Raw genomic sequence first — 16,142 nt, 5'->3', positions numbered from 1 at the left:
CCTGTCCGGATCCCCGAAAGACGATGACCACCGTGCTCGACAAGCACCTGCCGCTTGAGGCGGCCGCCGAGATCATCAGCAGCCTCGGCCTCAACAGCACCCAGACCCGCCGGGCCAATCACACGATGCAGCGCATCGTCTACCGCGCCTGGACCCGACGCAGCAGGGCCAAACAGGCTGTGACGTTGGAGGAGTTCGCCGACGAGGTTCCGGCCTGTCACTGGTCTTTGATGTTCGAAGTGTGCGGGCTGGTCCTGCTCGGCCGTGACGCGGAGGCATGCACGCTGATCGCCGCGGCACGTCATCTTGAAGCCGCGCGCGCCGCAGGGGGCGCGACGTGATCCTCACCTCGCGGGAGATCGGCCGTATCGGGCTGCGCGATCGCAGCCGCAGCGACGACTTCCCCACCCGCCAAGCGGCGCGACGAGCCCGCCGCACATTCAAGCGCCGCGCAAGGCACCGACTCCGCACCGAGATCATCGCCTGCCACGCACACGGCCTCGACGAATCGGAGCGCCCGTGACGGGCCATCCCCTGCCGATCGGCACGCGGGTCTCGCACATCAACCAGCAGTGGGCCCGCAGTCTCCCGGACGGCACCGCCACGGTCATCGATCGCGAAGGCCCCTGGCCGGACGGCTCGTGGGAGTACCACGTGCGCGCGGCCCGCGACTTCTCGCGCCAGCCCGGCCCCGACAACCCCGAATCCCGCACCACGTGGTGGCCGTCCTGGGCCACCGCACCCTCACTCACGAAGGAGAAGCCCATGGACAACAACGTCAGCAACAGCGAGAGCGAGGACGGCGAGCAGGAGATCCTCTCGCTCTACCGCCTCCTCGCCCAGGCCACAGCCGCTGTGGACAACAACATGGAGGAGGCGTTCGTCGTCTTCGGCCTGCCCAGCCTGTGGTCTCTGACCAGCCCGGAAGTGCGACGGCAGGTGCTTCTCCTCGCCGCATGGGAAGCCCGCTCCGCCACGGCGGCCGAGCTCGAATCTCCGACGTCCGCAGGCCAGTACGCGTGGGCTTTCACCCAGTACGCGTCCTCGTGGGCCGAGCAGCACCCGGAAGGGGACGCGAACGCGTTCTGCGCCGGGCCGCACTCGGCGCGCCATGCCGCGTCGTCCCTCGCCTTCGACCGCGACGACTTCTTGGTGTCCCTGGAGACGGCTCTGCTCCTGTGCACCCGCGCGAAGACGCCGGAGCAGTCGTGAGACCCGGCGGTTACGTGTGGCTGCGCGGCCACGGCAATCAGCCGTTGCGCGACGCGCGCGGTGAGGCGATCGCCTTCCGCATTGCCGCGTCCAAAGCCGTTGCTGGCCACGGCACTTGGTATCAGCTGTGCACCGCTCACCGGGCGGCGCAGGACATCTTCGGCGGCTGGCACACCGGTCTTGCCCTCATCCCCTTCACCCTGTCTGAACTCGCAGAAGGACCCCGACAGTGACCATCGAGATCATCCATACACGCAGCGAGGGAACCCTCATCGAGGGCAGCGCGAAGGGTGATGGTGTCTACGAAATCGTCCGCCGGCACGGCTTCCGATATTTCCCCTCCATCGGCCAGCTCGGCATCCGGCAGTCCCGCGACCGTGCCGCCAAGACCTGGTACATCAACGCGGCCGCGGCCGCCCTGCGCGAGGCCGGCTTCGAGGTCAACGTGAAGATCGACGAGAGCGACCGGCGTAGCTTCGCCGAAGCCGAGGCGGACCGCGTCGAGCGTGCCGAGGGGCGGGCGGAGCGGTTCAGCGGCTACGCAGACAATGCCGCCGCCCGCTCCGAGTCCGCGCACCAGCGTGGCCACCAGATCGCCGACGGCATCCCCATGGGGCAGCCGATTTTGGTCGGCCACCACTCCGAGCGTCGGGCCCGCCGCGACGTCGAACGCATGGACCACGCGATGCGGACCAGCATCAGCGAAAGCGGCAAGGCTTCCTACTGGTCCGGACGCCAGAAGGCGGCTGAAGGGTACGAGCAGTTCCGTAAGGCGCCCCGGCGGACGCTGCGCCGTATCGAGAAGCTTCAGGCCGACCTGCGGCGCGTTGAGAAGTGGCAGCGCGGGGAGTCGGCCGGGGGCTACTGCCGGGACATCACCAACCCCGACACTGTGCAGGAGCTCACGATCCGGCACGAGGAGCTCACCGAGGAGATCACCTACTGGGAAGCGGTCATCGCCGAGGCCGAGAAGAACGGCTTCAAGGTGTGGTCCAAGGCCGACTTCAAGAAGGGCGATTTCGTCCGCCGGGGCAACACATGGTTCGAGGTCCTTCGCGTGAACGCAAAGTCGGTGACGATCCCACACATCCACAACGGCATCGGCGGGGGCGTCGTACGCGCCTCGGACAACAAGCTCGACGGCTGGACGTGGCTGCTCACCTACGACGAGGTGTTCGGGCGCCGTAGCGCCGAGGAGATGGAAGCCGCACTCGCCGCCTCCACCACGCAGTACCCCCCCTCCTGACCTGGTCTTTCGCAGTTGACCCCACCCCCAACCATAGTAGAATAGTTAGTAACGAGGGGGTGCTGGACGGATTTCACCAGCACCCCCTTCACCACGCCCACAGCCGTCCGCTCACCGCAATCACCGGATACGGAACGGCACTTCGGAAGAAAGCACTCCATGCCCTACGACACTCAGCTCGTCGCTCCATGCCTGCTCACGCTCACCGAGCAGACCGCCGCGGCGCTCGGACCGGAATGGGCCGTGACCGGGCTGCTCGGCACGGCGATCGTGACCCACCCTCTCGGCCTGCGCTGCAGCCTCCAGACCCGTGATGGCCTGCTCAGCGTCAGCGCCTTCGCCTCCCAGGACAGCGAGCCGCGCCAGCCCGCAAAGCCGTTCACCGCAACCACCCCGATGGAGAACGCGAACGGCGGGAAGATCGCAGAACTGATCCACAGCCAAGTACTGCCGCACTTCGGTCGCCGGGACGCCCTCGCGGCACTGCGGCTGCTGAGCCTCCCGCTGCGCGATGCCCGGCTGCCCGCCGTGGCGCAAGGAACAGCCGCACGCTCAGAGCTCGTGCTGGAGGGCGGGGACAGCGCCAACCCGGCCCTCTGCATCCACATGCGCTCGCCACGCCCCGGTGCTGTGAGCGTGAACGTTCGGATGAACCGGCTCACCGCCGAGCGGGCCATCCACTGCGGACGCGCCGCGCTGACCAGGCCCTCGTCCCACGTCGAAGGCGAGGCAGACCCCTTCCCGCCGGAGGTACGCGCAGTCCTCGACGCCCTGCCCGAAATCAACGGTGCACCGCCCCGGGACGGGTTCACCAACCTCTACCCGGCACACGGGCCGCTCGAGATCCTCCACGATGCGAACGCCGCCGAACCGAGCGCGCCATTTGCTCTGCGCACCAGCGACACCTCGATCGCCGCCGCGTACGCCGTCCTGCGCACCTACACCGCCGCATGATCCGGCCCGAGGAGACCGCGACCGTGATCAGCAATGCCCGCTTGGCGGGAACCGTCGACGGATCCGCAGGTGAGGAGCTCGGCGCCTATCTGTCGGGGCTGGGGCCCACGCTCCGCAACGTCACTTCCGCCGCCCTCGCTGTCGCCCGTATCGATGAGCTCGGCTGGGCGCCGCTTGGCGGGTATCCGGGCAGCGACGTGCTGTGGCCCGTCGCCTGCCTGATGTGCGGCCAGCCTGTCCTGCGCTTCTACAGCCATCTGCGCCGTGCGCGGCCCGCGATGCGTCATCGCGGGCCGCGTCCCGCAGGACCAGCACTCGTATCTGCTCGCGGCGCTGTCCGCGTACAGGGCAGACACCTGCCCCTGCCGGCGGGGACACGCCACCACCGTGGACGACGTGGCGCAGGCCGTCGAGGGACTGCAGCGTGCCGTCCGCCAGGACGACCACGGCCAGGTCGTCGCCCACGTACGGGCACTTACCGGACCTTGCCCGGCCACAGCAGCCCGCGCCGACGCCGTCCGCGCCCTTCGGCACGCATCGAAGTAGCCGCTACAGAACAGGAGTTGCCCACATGAGTGAGTACGAGCGCGGCGATCGCGTCGCCGTCCTCTATCTGTCGAAGACGAACGGAACGTGCCTGGCCTACAACCGCACCGTCATCGACGTCGAACCGCATCCTGAGCACGGCCAGCGCGTCTGGGTGAACATGCCGCACGACGCCGCGGTCGGCAGTCCGCACGACTTCTTCGCCGACGACGGCGAGGGCATCTGGCCCATGGAGGACGAGCCGGTCGAAGACCAACTGCCCGTGCGGCTGGCCGCGAACCTCGACTGGTACATCGCGGCTGCCGCACCCGGCTCCAGCCGCCTGACGTGGCCGTCAGGCCGGGGGCACCTGCCGGTGCGGGTTCCGTTCACCGACAAGGCCCGCGCCCTGCACGCCCGCATGGCCGGGCTCTACGTCCAGCAGCTGCGCGCCGTCGATCCGCGGGCTTTCGAGGACTGGGTGGCCCAGCACAAGGCCGCGCCGGTGCCCCAGTAGACGTGCCGCCCGAACACCGGCACCAGTCAGAACAGCACGACCAGCAAGGAGACAAGACGCACATGCGGGGCCTGTGGAAGGTGACGTACGCGCACCCGGAGCACACCAGGACGACGTGGAACTACCTCGTCCCCGTGTGGGATGCCCGGACCGAGAACGCGGCACGGGAGCGCGCCCAGGCGCGACATGACGTGAACGCGGCCCACATGGGGGCGCGGATACGGGCGGACGACACCGCTGAACTCCAGGTGATGGAGGTGATGTTCCGGCCTGCGGTGCTCTCGCGTGAGCGGGCGGCGGCCTGGATCGCACTGCAGCAGAACGGGGCGATCACGGAGCGGGGGTGGCCGCTGTCGTACGAGCGCCAGGAACGCCGTCGTGACGAGTTCTGGCGCACCGAGGTTGCCGAGCTGCACATGAGTCTGCGTGAACGCGTCCACGGTTTCGGGGAGTCGGTCGCCGAGATCCTTCAGACGCCGGAGGCGGCAGCGTCGGCCGCCTGGGCCATCGAGGCACACACCGACCGCTTCGGACGGGTGTGGTGGGACAGGGCCCGGGCGGAGATCCACAAGGCGGGACTGTCCTGGCTGTGGCAGACCCCGTACGGCATGGTCTGGGTCGATCAGGCCTAACCCCCCCTCCTGAGCTGGGCATCCGTGGTTGACCCCACCCCTTACGATAGTAGAATTAACTATCGAGAGGTGAGGGGAAACCCGGCCTCCCCCGCTCACAGCATCCTCACCGCCGCGACCCGCCCCGCCCGGGGCGGGTCGCCTTGTGCCCAACTCCACCCACGGAAGGCGGCTCCGCCGTGACCCAGCAACTCGATCTGTTCGCAGAGATCACCGCCGACCCCGAGCCACTACCCGCCACCTTTGCCGCGGCGGCGAAGCCTGCACGCCCCGCCCCCTCGGCGCTGCCGCCGACACTGACGCAGCCGGCCGCACCTTCCGCTCCGCGCTCCCGGCGGACACCTCGCCCACACCCTGTACGTGATCCGCACCGGCGCGCCATGGAGATCGGTGAAGCGGTGGCCGAGCGGTGGCACAACCGGCACGGCGGCTCGGCCATCGAGGTGCCGATCGGCGTCCTCGCCGCCCTCTCGCTGATCCGCGAGAAGGACCCGAACGGCCCGGACCTCAAGGCACAGATCCTCGCCCAGGACGGCCCGCAACTGATCGAGATGCTGCGCGAGATCTGGTCGATGCACTGGATGCACCGCCCCGACCTGATCGAACGTGCGCGGATCCTCCACGAGTGGCTGAACGACGAGGTCGACGAGTACCGCATGCAGGCCGTGCGGGCCGTTGCCGAAACCGCCCTCAAGCGCGGCCTGTTCGACCTGACCGCTCACGAGGACCCGTTCCTGCGCTCGGCGACAGACGTCCTGTCGCCCGTGATGACGTGCCTGCGCTCCCACGGCGCCCGACAGGGGCTCGGCGAGTATCACACCCCTCCGCCGGTCGCCGACGCCATCGCCGAGGCGAACCTCCACGCCATCGCCGACATCGGCCTCGGCGTACGCGAGCCGAAGCACGGTGAGCACATCCACGACCCGTGCGCCGGCAGCGGGGGCCTGCTGCGCTCGGCCGCACGGTACATCCGTGAACACGGCCTCGATCCTGCCGACTTCCAGTGGTCGATGGTCGACATCGATCCGATCGCAGCCTCCTGCGCCGCAGTGAACTCGATCATCTGGCAGCTCGGCCCGCGGGTCACCGTGGCCTGCGCCGACACCCTGGCGAACCCGAACGCCGTCGAAGACGCCATGAAGGAGGCACGCGCCGTCTTCGACCATCGCGACGAGGTGCTGGGCAAGGCTCGGATCATCGCCGCCCTGCGGCAGGCCGAGCACCTGATGGAGCAAGCCCTCTCGCCTGCAGCGTAGACCCACCTCACCCCATCTGACCTGCGCAAACGCAGTTGACCCACTCCTCATCAATAGTAGAATTAACTTAGATGTTGGGGGGTGCCTCAACGACTACAGACAGAAAGGCCGTCATGCCCGACACCGTTCACGCCCTGCTCGTCGCCACCGACGGCACGATCACCGACCTGCACTTGAGCACCAACGACACCGTCCAGCGCACCCAGGTCCACCACGCACTCGGCGACGACGCCGAAGCTCTCCGCTACATACACGGCGCAGACAGCTCGCGCACCGTCGCGCTGGCTCCGGAAGTCCGTGAAGACCAGCGGCCGAACCCGTACGCGGCCCTCGCCTTGTTTTTCCTCCTTGACGAAGCAGCCCTCATCGCCGATGTCCAAGGGCCCGTCATCTTCGCCGGGTTCACCCAGCAGGACCTCCTCACTGACCTGAGCGAAAAAGCGGTGAACACGATCCGCACCGTCGAGCCGGATGCCCCAGGAGGTGTCCCGTCCGTCGTCCGCACAGGCGGCAAGCCCTCTGCCCGCTAGCGGCAACGCCCATGTCTCACACATCTCTTGGATCAGGAGCACTCCCGTGACCAGCACCATCACCGCCGAGCAAGACGCCGTCGGAATCAGTGGCCCCGAAACCCGGCCTGCGGAAGCACCGGAGCCGGCCGTCCTCAGTGAGATCGACCTGTACCTGCTACCTCGCTCTCTGGTCGAGGCCGTCGGTGACGGGTGGAGCGAGGACACCGGTGACCATCCTGCGGGCTTCGCAGACAAGTCGATCCGCCTCACCCACCCCGACGGGCGGGCCATCGGCATCCGTCACCTGTGGCAGGGCCGGGCCGTGCAGACCTTCGCCGTCGGCGGCCCCGCCTCCGAGCAGACGGCAGACGTGGACGGTGCGGCCGGTGAGAATACCCGGCTGCCCAAGGGGGTGCGGTACAGCACCGGGGTCCGCTTCACCACGGCCGAGCCGCTGGAGGAGATCCTCACCGCGATCCGCACCGTGCTGCTGCCCGCCTTCGACGGGACTCGGCTACGGCTGCGCGCGAACGGCACGCCGATCCCTCCCGCCGTCCAGCCTCCGGCCGAAGACAGCACTGACGCCCCGGCCGCGAAGACCAAGGCCAAGCCGAAGAGCACGGCACGCCGCTCCGCCTCGGCCAAGCGCACGACCAGGCGCCGCACCTCGGCAGCCGCCTGATCCCGGCCCCGCACCACATCAGGCAGGCGCACTTCATCTCGCGCCCGCCCCGTCACTTGAAGGACCACCACCATGAGCACGACCACCGCCGACGCACGCCCGGAAGCCGTCGAAGGCTTCGCCGGCCGCTTCGTCTGGGTCGATCCCCACGACCTGGTTGTCGACCCGTACAACCACCGCAAGGACCGCGCCGAGACGGACGGCGAGGACACCACCCAGCCCGACCCTGAACTCCAGGCCAGCGTCGATGAACTCGGTGTCCTCACCCCGCTCGTGCTGCGCCCGCAGGAAGGCGAGAGCGAAGGGAAGCTTGGGATCATCTTCGGCCAGCGCCGCAACAACGCGGCCCTGGCCGCCGCGAAGAAGGCCCGAGCGAAGAAGAAGCCGTACCGGCTCGTTCCCGCGATCGTCCGCGACGACCTTGCCGGGGTTGACGATGCGGCACTGACGGTGTCGTTCATCGAGAACAAGCATCGCCGCCAGGCCACCGTCCGCGACGACATCGAAGCCGCCCGGCAGCTCTCCCTCATGAACATCCCCAAGGCGCGCAAGATACGCAACGCGCGCGCCATGGGCTTCAAGCCTGCTGAGCTCGGCGCCGCCAGCAAGGCCGCCCAACTCTCCGATGCGTCGCTGGCCGAGGCGATCGAGGAAGACTTCAACCTCATCGAACTGGCCGAGTTCCAGGAAGTCGAAAGCGTCGAGGACGCCCTGTGGCCCCTGACGCGGGCCAAGGCCCGTGACCAGCGGGAGAACAACACCAAGCGCGGCCACTGGAAGCACGCCCTTGCTGGCCTGCGCGCCGAGAAGGAACTCACCGACAAGTGCGCCCAGCAGGCTGCTGAGCTGACCGCCGCGGAGGTCACGGTCGTCGACTGGCGTTGGAACTGGTCCGCCACCAGCACGAGGCCGCTCACCGACCTCCTCACCGATGACGGCGCCCCGCAGACCTCGCAGACCCACAGCGCCTGCCCGGGTCACGCTGCGTGCGTCTCCCCGAACGACGCCGAGGTGATCTGGCTGTGCACCGCCTGGCACCGCCTCGGCCACCCGCTCACCACCGTGGCCGCCAAGAAGGACACCGCTCAGGCTGGCCCGGACAAGGAGGCGGCCAAAGCGGAGCGGCGCCTGGTCATCGCGAACAACAAGGCGTGGAGGCAGGCCCGCGAGGTCCGCGCGGGCTTCATCAAGGATCTGTGCCAGCAGCCCGAGGCGAGCACTCGCGTGTGGCCGCTGATCCTCTCGATGATCACCGGCACCAGCTACGCGTACGAGAACTACGTCAGCCGTAAGAGGACCGACCTGACCGCACGCTTCCTCGGCGTCGAGGATCCCAACGAGGGCAACAGTCAGTGGACTCGAGTGGGCGACCCATTCGGTGCGGTCATCGCACGCACCAGTCCGGCGCGCTCCTGGAGGGTCCTGCTCGCCCATGTCGCTGGCGCCTACGAGGTGGAGCACATGGACGGCGCCGCCTGGCGCAACCGCATCAACGAGCAGACCGTCGCGTGGCTGACGTTCCTGCAAGCGGAGGGCTACGCGCTGAGCACCGTCGAAGCGGAGACCGTGGCCAAGGGCCGCGCCCAGCAGGAGGAAGAGAAGGCGGGCGCTCAGGAGGACGACGGGCCGGAGCAGAACGAGGACACAGAGGACCTTGAGGACAGCCAGGAGCACGAGCCGATCGCGGCCGCAGCCTGACCTCCTCCGGCGGGAGGCCCCCACCATGAGCCTCCCGCCGGGCCCCAGCCCACCGTCCTCTTCCCGCCGCTTCGAAGGAACCGCTCCATGCGCACTGCTCGCTCCGCTCTCGACTACACCCGCATCCTTGCTGCCCTGCTGGGACCCGACTGGACAGCAGACAGCTGCGGGCACAGCGACCTCGCCCTCCTCAACGGCCCCGCCATGTCACTGGAAGTTGCCACCCCGACGCCAGTACGCGCGTCCGGCACCATCAAGGTCTCCCTGTCTCATACGCACGCCTTCGTCTGGCCCCGCCGCAGCGACCACCGCCACGAAGTGACCGGCACGATCGGGGATCCGCAGGCCGTCGCCGACGCCATCCTCACCACGGGCCTGCCCGCGTGGACCAGGCTCCTCGCCGACCTCAGCGTGCGCACCGACCGTACGCTCAGCGCGCTCAAGGCGTTCATGACCACGGCCGAGCAACTGGCCGGCCGCGAGGCGCAGGTGGCCTTCGGGTCGGTGCCTGGCGTCGCAGATCTGCGCTGGCCCGGCGGCAGAGCCACCATCCACGCCGACGACGAAGGCGCCGTCCGCATCGCTCACCTCGACCTGTCCGACCTGACCGCCAGCACCTTCGTGAACGTGCTCCGCACCGTGACCAGCACCGAAGTCCTCGCCCCCTCCGCCAGCACCACCGCTTCCTGATCGGCACAAGACACCCATGAAGATCAACCGCCGCAAGGCCACCTGGTACCCGAAAGTCTCCAAGCATCTCTCGCAGGTCGTCACGACCAGCGGCGCCTGGACCGTACGCACCGAAGGGGACGAGATGGTCCCCACTGAATTCGCCCAGCGCAACCCGCACGTCGTCGCCCCCCTTCCCGACGAGCAGGAGTACGTGCGCTTCCTCCGTCTCCACACCGTTCACGACGGCCGCGAACTGATCACCGAAATGACTCCCGGTTACGCAGAGGACCTCGGATACGCGCTCATCGACAAGGGCGCGAGCACCAGGGTGGCCAACTACGTGCAGCAGGACGGCTTCACCACCGACCGAGAGCCGTGGGAGGCGGCGGTCGCCTCGCACAAGAGGGCGCAGACAGCGGCCGTCGACCGGGCGGTGGAACTGATCCGGATGGTGTGGCCGGCACTGCAGGCTCGCTACGGGAACATCCTCAGCTTCGACAGCGAGGTGCTCGGCGGCTGGTACATCGTGGTCGACAACGAGGGGGCGACCGCGAGGGTCGAAGCCGCACGCGTGCCGGGCCGCGCGTGGGGCACGTTCGTCGAGGCGGCCATGGATCGCCGCTGGTTTCAGAAGGGACGCTTCCACGGCGCCGAGGACTGGGCACGTGCCCGGCCCGGGCACTACGAGGCGAAGTCGCTGAGGGCAGCGTACAGCGACCGCCTGCATGTCGGCACTGACGGCCAGGCCGTCGAACTCGTTCTGTACAGCAGCGAGGTCCGCAAGGTCGCCCGAGGGCTCGCTCTGATGCTCGCCACTGCCAAGCGGTACGCGGGTAGTACAGAGACCTGACGGAAGCTGCACCCACCCCACTTGACCTGCATAAACACGCTTGACCCTCCCCTCATGGATAGTAGAATTAACTCTACGAGTGGAGGGGAACAGCCCTCTGACCCCAGTAACACCACACCTAACTGCCGCGCCTACCGCCACCAGCCCTGCTCATGCACCACCAAGGACACTTCGTGCAACCCGTCACCTGGCTCAGGCCCGAATTCCAAGGCCGTGAAGATGAGTTGATAACGCTCTCCGCCGCGGCCAACCTGGCCGGCATCTCCCGCTCCGCCGTCAGCAACTGGGCCAAACGACACAAGAATTTCCCTCCCCTCGCCCTCCTGACCGGCCCACCAACCAAGCAGATCAAGTGGGTTGTGCGTGAAGAGTTCCTCGACTTCGCCCGCACCCAACTCAACAAGCCGCGCGGCGGCCGCAGGACCCCCACGGTCCAGCGACCCACCATCACCCTCCGCGCGAACGAAGTCAGCCATTACACGCAGCAAGTCAAGCGCCTCACTGACCTCATTGCCCGATACAAGCAGGCCCTGGCCAGTACGGAAGCGCGCCTTCGCACCGCCCGACAGCGGCTCAAAAAGGCAGAGGCACAACTGAACGCCGAACTCGCCGCAGCAAAACAGCACTCCGCCGACCACCCACAGAAATAGCCGCAGCCCTATCCGCAGGCAACTGATAGAGGAGCCGTCATCACCGCCACGCCCCAGCCGCTACCGCTGCTCGACCTCCCTGCCCACCACCGCAACCTCCGCGACCTCCTCGCAGACATACGTGACTTGTACCTGGCCGACCAGGTTCCCTGGGTGATCGGCTACAGCGGCGGCAAGGACTCCACTCTCACCACGGCCCTCGTATGGATGGCCCTCGCCGGCCTCGCTCCCGAGCAGCGCACCAAGAGCGTGCACGTCATCTCGACCGACACCCTGGTCGAGAATCCCGTCATCGCCGCCTGGGTGCAACGCTCCCTGACCTCCATGCGCACCGCTGCAGCCGAGCAGTCCCTGCCCATAGAGGTCCACCGCCTCACACCGAAACTCGCCGACACTTTCTGGGTCAACCTGATCGGCAACGGCTACGCCGCACCCAGGCCCCGGTTCAGGTGGTGCACGGATCGGCTCAAGATCCGGCCCTCCAACGACTTCATCCGCTCCGTCGTCGACAAGCACGGGCAAGTGATCCTGGTTCTGGGCACCCGCAAGACCGAGAGCACCGCCCGCGCCCGGACCATGACCAAGCATGAGGCAGGCCGCGTACGCGATCTGCTCAGCCCCAACGGCTCACTGCCCAACTCCCTCGTCTACACGCCGATTGAAGACCTGAGCACCGACGAGGTGTGGATGCTGCTCATGCAGTACCCCAACCCGTGGGGCCACTCCCACAAGGATCTCCTCGCGCTCTACCGCGGCGCCTCCGACGACAACGAATGCCCCCTCGTCGTCGACACGACCACCCCGTCCTGCGGCACCAGTCGCTTCGGCTGCTGGACCTGCACCATGGTCCAGCAGGACAAGAGCATGCAGGCCATGATCCTCAACGAGGTCGAATACGACTGGATGCAGCCCCTGCTCGACCTGCGCAACGCCCTCGACATCGAGGACGACAGGCACCTGCGCGACTTCCGCCGCATGAACGGCAGCCTTCTCATCCACCGCGAACGCCTCGTCCACGGCCCCTACACCCAGCAGGCACGCGAGGACTGGCTCCGCAAGCTCCTCCATGCCCAAACCTGGGTCCGCGCCAACGGCCCTGACCACGTACGGGACTTGACGCTCATTACCCTCGATGAGCTGCACGAGATACGCCGCATCTGGGTCTTCGCGAAGCACGAGGTTGAGGACACCCTCCCCGCCATCTACCAGGACGCGACCGGCGAGCCGTTCCCCGGCAAGCAGATCGACGACATGGTCACCGTCAACCGCGACATGATCGACGTCCTCCGTGACGTCTGCGGCGACGACGAACAGCAGTTTCTGACCCTGCGCGCCCTGCTCGCCACCGAACGCACCTACCGCACGGCGAGCCGCCGCGCAGGCCTCTTGGACGCGCTCACCACAGTCCTCGGCCACCACTTCGACAACGAGGACGAAGCCCTCAACTACGCCCTGCGGCAGCGCGAGATGAACGGCCACGATCCTGACCAGCGCGCCCTCTTCTGATCTTCACCATCAATCACCTGCACGCCCAGCAGCCCACGCCGAAAGAACCTTCGTGAACACCACCGTGCCGAACGGCTTCATCGTCACCGTCGAACAGACCCCGACCATCCCCGCCACCGCCCTGAAGGAAGGCGACACCTTCGCCCTCGTCGGCAACGACAGCCCGCTGACCATCCGCGCGAAGCAGCGCCACCTACAGCCTCTGTGGCTCCTCGACCTCGAAGGCCACGACTCGCCGATCACCCTTCGCGACGACGAGCCGATACGCCCACTGCGCATGCTGCGCGCCTTCGACCTCGAGTGCCAGCTCTGCACCCGCACCCGCAGAAGCGTGCTCGACCTTCCCGTCCACGGCATCCCCCAGGCCTGGGTCTGCGACCAGCACTAGCCGCACCAGAGCCCCGTCAGCCACCAAGCATGCACGCATCAAGGACCACGACCATGCCCACCAGTGACCGCGCCATACGCGTCGGCACCATCGACGTCACCGTTCGCACCAGCAACAGAACCTCGCTCACCGTCACCGTCGCGCACAGCGGCAGCATCATCGTCCGCGGCCCTCACTCCACCACCGACGCCGACGCCGCTGCCCTCGTCGAACGACGCCGTTCATGGATCTACCGTCAGCTCTCACGCCTCGCCGAGACCACGCCCGCCAACCCTCGAAGGGAACTCATCCGCGGCGCAGGGTTCGACGTTCTCGGCCGCCCGCACCGTCTGCGAATTGTCCCCGACGGCGACCAAGACGAGCCGCTCATCCAGCACCAGAGCACCCCTACCGGCGGCTGGCTCCACATCCGCCGCAGCACAACACTGAAACTGGACGAAGCCAGACGAACCATCATCAACTTCTACGCTGAAACCGGACGCGAATGGCTGAAACTCAACTATCCACAGATCGCTAGATACACACCAAACAGTTCTATACCGGTCAGCTTGTCCACCCGCATGCGCACCACCTGGACCCGCAACCACCCAACCCGCGGGCTCACCCTGCACTGGGCCACAGCACAACTCCCGCCCACACTCCTGCGCGAACTCATCCACCGCGCCCTGAACCTCCACGCCACCGCCCCCAGCCGCGACCTCAACAACGCCCTCCGAACCCTCTGGCTCGGCCGACTCTCCACCCCCACCAGCACCGTCGACCCGCGACTCCACCTCAACCCTGCACCCACAGACCGCTGCCCAGATTGCTCCACCCCACCAGGCACCCTCCACGCCGACCGCTGCGACATCGCACGCTGCGCCATCACCGGCTTCCAACGCGCCCACTGCCACCCCGGCAACACCTGCAACACCGTCTGGACCGGCGAACTCCCCGGCGAACCCGAATGCACCGAGTACGGCTACTACTGCCGCCCCACCCCAACCGGCTACGAGCCCTGCAACGCCGACGACCCAGGCGCCACGCACGACTTCAACCGGCTCTACCGCGAATGCCGCTGGAACCCCACAACCCAGCGCATGACCCTGCCCTGACCACCCCACGACAAGGACAAACGCCCCCCATGACAGCAACGCCCCCGCGCACAACGGCAATGCGACCAGGCCTGTCGGACGACATGCTCGCGGTATGGCAGGTCACCTACTACGAGGCAGCCGAGGACGGCATCGGACGCAAACCGAAGGGCCACTGCTGGATAACCGAGGCCGAAGCCCACCCACTGACCTCGAACCGCACGGTCGGCCATCAGGTGTGGCTCTTCATCAACCAACAGCGCCCGGACATACCCGAGATAGACAGGGCCAGCGGACACGTCCAGCTCCAGGGCTACGCCGTCGGCGAGCCCGACCCCAACGGAAGGCTGCCGCGCGTACACGGAGTCCACTGCACCGAATGCGGCTCAGACCAGGTGACGTTCACAGCACGAGCGTGGGCGAACTGCCGGACCTGCGGCAAAGGCCAGGCACAAAGCGAAGCGATGCTGTGCTCCGAGCACTGCGAGGACTGCAGCGCGAAGGCGCTGAACGCATGACCGACGCAATCAGCACGGCCGTCATCACGGAGATGTTCCCTCCACCGCCCAACGGCCGCACGTCAGAAGAACTGCGGGCCGAGGCCGAGGCCCTGGTCCCCACCGGCATCGGCGAGTTCGACGAGACGTACTCCACCTCCTACGGCGTCCACAACGCCGAAGGCCCATGGCCCAGGTGGCTGGCCGTTGCGCTCACCATCCGCGGCCTCAGCAAGAACGCGACGGTCACCGTCGAATACGGGGAGCTCGTCATCCGACACGCAGACGGCTCCTCCTCCACCCTGCGCCCCCTTGGCACCGACCCTGTGCTCCCGGACGCTGACCCGATGGGCTGCCGCTACTGTGGCCTGCCCCGCAAGCACGGCAACCAGTCCTCCGCATGGGGACAACACGCGTACACCGAGCCGACACAATTCCAGATCAAGGCGCGCATGCTGGAGCGCCGCAGGAAGAGGGCAGGAAAGTGAACGACCAGGACACCGTCCCCAACGCGTCCGTGGCTTCGTCACTCCGCCCGCCGGCCCCGCGCCCATGTGACAGCTGCCCATACCGGCGCGACGTGCCCTCCGGAATCTGGGCCCACGAAGAGTACGAGAAGCTGCGGCGATACGACGCCCCCACCGCCAACCAGCCCACCGCACTGTTCCAATGCCACCAGACCGATGCCGACAGCGACGCCCGACGCATCTGCGCAGGCTGGGCAGGGTGCCACGACGGCGCACACCTCTTCTCACTGCGCATGGCCGTCCTCGACGGTCGCATCGAACCGGCAACCCACCAGGCCGTGGTCGACTACATATCCCCCGTCCCGCTTTTCGCCTCCGGCAACGAAGCCGCCGACCACGGCCAAGCCGACATTGAACAGCCCACCGACGAAGCCGAGCGACTGATCAACAAGATCTCGCGGGCGCGAACGGACCTGCGAGGTCGGACGGCGTTGGAGCCCGAGCACGGCTGAGAGCTACCCGGGGACATGGCGGCGTCTGGACCGGATCGAACCAAGATCATTGAAGGCAGGAGCGTACGGCCAAGCACACCGTCGCTGTCGTCTGGCAGAGCAGACCGCGAACCCTGAGCCGTTGTCATAGGAATCGGGATGGGGCCCGACCTGGAGCGACGATGCGTCGTACCTCGTGATGAGCCTTGCCCGGGGGCCAGGGCGACCTCCGGGGGACAAGCGGGGGACAGAAGGAATCAGACGGCCGGGGAACAGTAGGGCAAGACAAGGTAAGAACCGGTACCGCCTTCGGG

General features: G+C 67.6%; 22 protein-coding genes. All 22 read left to right on the top strand.

What is annotated here, in order from left to right; all coding sequences use genetic code 11:
* The first annotated feature begins 32 nt into the window (after positions 1 to 32).
* The 22 genes from AB0D49_RS13380 to AB0D49_RS13275 all read left to right on the top strand — a co-directional run bounded on the left by AB0D49_RS13380 (position 33) and on the right by AB0D49_RS13275 (position 15,849).
* Positions 33 to 341, top strand: coding sequence for a hypothetical protein (locus AB0D49_RS13380; RefSeq protein WP_362755654.1), 309 nt, complete (start codon positions 33 to 35; stop codon positions 339 to 341).
* Positions 338 to 523 (top strand): hypothetical protein, encoded by a 186-nt coding sequence (locus AB0D49_RS13375; RefSeq protein WP_362755651.1) that lies wholly within the window; start codon positions 338 to 340, stop codon positions 521 to 523. The genes AB0D49_RS13380 and AB0D49_RS13375 overlap by 4 nt, the downstream gene beginning before the upstream one ends.
* A complete protein-coding gene (locus tag AB0D49_RS13370; protein ID WP_362755648.1) occupies positions 520 to 1,212 on the top strand; it encodes a hypothetical protein in 693 nt (230 codons plus the stop codon). The genes AB0D49_RS13375 and AB0D49_RS13370 overlap by 4 nt, the downstream gene beginning before the upstream one ends.
* Positions 1,209 to 1,445, top strand: a complete 237-nt coding sequence (locus tag AB0D49_RS13365; RefSeq protein ID WP_362755645.1) for a hypothetical protein — start codon at positions 1,209 to 1,211, stop codon at positions 1,443 to 1,445. Before AB0D49_RS13370 ends, AB0D49_RS13365 begins: the two co-directional genes overlap by 4 nt.
* Complete coding sequence (locus AB0D49_RS13360; RefSeq protein WP_362755642.1) at positions 1,442 to 2,458, top strand: DUF3560 domain-containing protein; 1,017 nt, start codon at positions 1,442 to 1,444, stop codon at positions 2,456 to 2,458. Before AB0D49_RS13365 ends, AB0D49_RS13360 begins: the two co-directional genes overlap by 4 nt.
* Positions 2,459 to 2,617: 159 nt before the next feature.
* On the top strand, positions 2,618 to 3,412 hold the full coding sequence (locus AB0D49_RS13355; RefSeq protein ID WP_362755639.1) for a hypothetical protein: 795 nt from the start codon (positions 2,618 to 2,620) through the stop codon (positions 3,410 to 3,412).
* A 264-nt stretch (positions 3,413 to 3,676) separates the two neighbouring features.
* The gene (locus tag AB0D49_RS13350; RefSeq protein ID WP_362755636.1) at positions 3,677 to 3,958 is read left to right on the top strand and encodes a hypothetical protein; all 282 of its coding nucleotides are present in this window, start codon (positions 3,677 to 3,679) and stop codon (positions 3,956 to 3,958) included.
* A gap of 25 nt (positions 3,959 to 3,983) precedes the next feature.
* Positions 3,984 to 4,454, top strand: a complete 471-nt coding sequence (locus tag AB0D49_RS13345; protein WP_362755633.1) for a hypothetical protein — start codon at positions 3,984 to 3,986, stop codon at positions 4,452 to 4,454.
* A gap of 62 nt (positions 4,455 to 4,516) precedes the next feature.
* Entirely contained in the window at positions 4,517 to 5,086 is a 570-nt protein-coding gene (locus tag AB0D49_RS13340) for a hypothetical protein (RefSeq protein WP_362755630.1), read from the top strand.
* Positions 5,087 to 5,265: 179 nt separating this feature from the next.
* The gene (locus AB0D49_RS13335) at positions 5,266 to 6,342 is read left to right on the top strand and encodes an N-6 DNA methylase (protein WP_362755627.1); all 1,077 of its coding nucleotides are present in this window, start codon (positions 5,266 to 5,268) and stop codon (positions 6,340 to 6,342) included.
* A 113-nt stretch (positions 6,343 to 6,455) separates the two neighbouring features.
* Entirely contained in the window at positions 6,456 to 6,872 is a 417-nt protein-coding gene (locus AB0D49_RS13330; RefSeq protein ID WP_362755624.1) for a hypothetical protein, read from the top strand.
* 46 nt (positions 6,873 to 6,918) lie between these two features.
* Complete coding sequence (locus AB0D49_RS13325) at positions 6,919 to 7,536, top strand: hypothetical protein (protein WP_362755621.1); 618 nt, start codon at positions 6,919 to 6,921, stop codon at positions 7,534 to 7,536.
* 72 nt (positions 7,537 to 7,608) lie between these two features.
* Positions 7,609 to 9,234 (top strand): ParB N-terminal domain-containing protein, encoded by a 1,626-nt coding sequence (locus tag AB0D49_RS13320; RefSeq protein ID WP_362755618.1) that lies wholly within the window; start codon positions 7,609 to 7,611, stop codon positions 9,232 to 9,234.
* Positions 9,235 to 9,321: 87 nt separating this feature from the next.
* Complete coding sequence (locus AB0D49_RS13315; protein ID WP_362755616.1) at positions 9,322 to 9,924, top strand: hypothetical protein; 603 nt, start codon at positions 9,322 to 9,324, stop codon at positions 9,922 to 9,924.
* A 16-nt stretch (positions 9,925 to 9,940) separates the two neighbouring features.
* Positions 9,941 to 10,756 (top strand): hypothetical protein, encoded by an 816-nt coding sequence (locus AB0D49_RS13310; RefSeq protein ID WP_362755613.1) that lies wholly within the window; start codon positions 9,941 to 9,943, stop codon positions 10,754 to 10,756.
* Positions 10,757 to 10,929: 173 nt separating this feature from the next.
* Positions 10,930 to 11,406, top strand: coding sequence for a hypothetical protein (locus tag AB0D49_RS13305; protein ID WP_362755610.1), 477 nt, complete (start codon positions 10,930 to 10,932; stop codon positions 11,404 to 11,406).
* 39 nt (positions 11,407 to 11,445) lie between these two features.
* Positions 11,446 to 12,912: a DNA phosphorothioation system sulfurtransferase DndC gene (gene dndC, locus AB0D49_RS13300; RefSeq protein WP_362755824.1), complete on the top strand. Its 1,467-nt coding sequence runs from the start codon at positions 11,446 to 11,448 to the stop codon at positions 12,910 to 12,912.
* A 52-nt stretch (positions 12,913 to 12,964) separates the two neighbouring features.
* Positions 12,965 to 13,300 carry a hypothetical protein gene (locus tag AB0D49_RS13295; RefSeq protein ID WP_362755606.1) on the top strand — a complete coding sequence of 112 codons (336 nt, stop codon included), beginning with the start codon at positions 12,965 to 12,967 and terminating at the stop codon, positions 13,298 to 13,300.
* Positions 13,301 to 13,353: 53 nt separating this feature from the next.
* Complete coding sequence (locus AB0D49_RS13290) at positions 13,354 to 14,394, top strand: YgjP-like metallopeptidase domain-containing protein (RefSeq protein WP_362755603.1); 1,041 nt, start codon at positions 13,354 to 13,356, stop codon at positions 14,392 to 14,394.
* A 29-nt stretch (positions 14,395 to 14,423) separates the two neighbouring features.
* Entirely contained in the window at positions 14,424 to 14,891 is a 468-nt protein-coding gene (locus AB0D49_RS13285) for a hypothetical protein (RefSeq protein WP_362755600.1), read from the top strand.
* Complete coding sequence (locus tag AB0D49_RS13280) at positions 14,888 to 15,358, top strand: hypothetical protein (protein ID WP_362755597.1); 471 nt, start codon at positions 14,888 to 14,890, stop codon at positions 15,356 to 15,358. Before AB0D49_RS13285 ends, AB0D49_RS13280 begins: the two co-directional genes overlap by 4 nt.
* Complete coding sequence (locus tag AB0D49_RS13275; protein ID WP_362755594.1) at positions 15,271 to 15,849, top strand: DUF6283 family protein; 579 nt, start codon at positions 15,271 to 15,273, stop codon at positions 15,847 to 15,849. Before AB0D49_RS13280 ends, AB0D49_RS13275 begins: the two co-directional genes overlap by 88 nt.
* The last annotated feature ends 293 nt before the right edge of the window (positions 15,850 to 16,142 follow it).

It is taken from the genome of Streptomyces sp. NPDC048290 (assembly GCF_040652095.1).
In the GTDB taxonomy this organism is placed as follows: Bacteria; Actinomycetota; Actinomycetes; order Streptomycetales; family Streptomycetaceae; genus Streptomyces.
This window is presented reverse-complemented; position numbering and strand designations above follow the sequence as displayed.

Coding starts and splice junctions, on each gene's coding strand:
- AB0D49_RS13355 (WP_362755639.1), top strand. CDS start 2,618: ATGCCCTACGACACTCAGCTCGTCGCTCCATGCCTGCTCACGCTCACC.
- AB0D49_RS13345 (WP_362755633.1), top strand. CDS start 3,984: ATGAGTGAGTACGAGCGCGGCGATCGCGTCGCCGTCCTCTATCTGTCG.
- AB0D49_RS13340 (WP_362755630.1), top strand. CDS start 4,517: ATGCGGGGCCTGTGGAAGGTGACGTACGCGCACCCGGAGCACACCAGG.
- AB0D49_RS13330 (WP_362755624.1), top strand. CDS start 6,456: ATGCCCGACACCGTTCACGCCCTGCTCGTCGCCACCGACGGCACGATC.
- AB0D49_RS13320 (WP_362755618.1), top strand. CDS start 7,609: ATGAGCACGACCACCGCCGACGCACGCCCGGAAGCCGTCGAAGGCTTC.
- AB0D49_RS13315 (WP_362755616.1), top strand. CDS start 9,322: ATGCGCACTGCTCGCTCCGCTCTCGACTACACCCGCATCCTTGCTGCC.
- AB0D49_RS13310 (WP_362755613.1), top strand. CDS start 9,941: ATGAAGATCAACCGCCGCAAGGCCACCTGGTACCCGAAAGTCTCCAAG.
- AB0D49_RS13290 (WP_362755603.1), top strand. CDS start 13,354: ATGCCCACCAGTGACCGCGCCATACGCGTCGGCACCATCGACGTCACC.
- AB0D49_RS13285 (WP_362755600.1), top strand. CDS start 14,424: ATGACAGCAACGCCCCCGCGCACAACGGCAATGCGACCAGGCCTGTCG.
- AB0D49_RS13280 (WP_362755597.1), top strand. CDS start 14,888: ATGACCGACGCAATCAGCACGGCCGTCATCACGGAGATGTTCCCTCCA.
- AB0D49_RS13275 (WP_362755594.1), top strand. CDS start 15,271: ATGGGGACAACACGCGTACACCGAGCCGACACAATTCCAGATCAAGGC.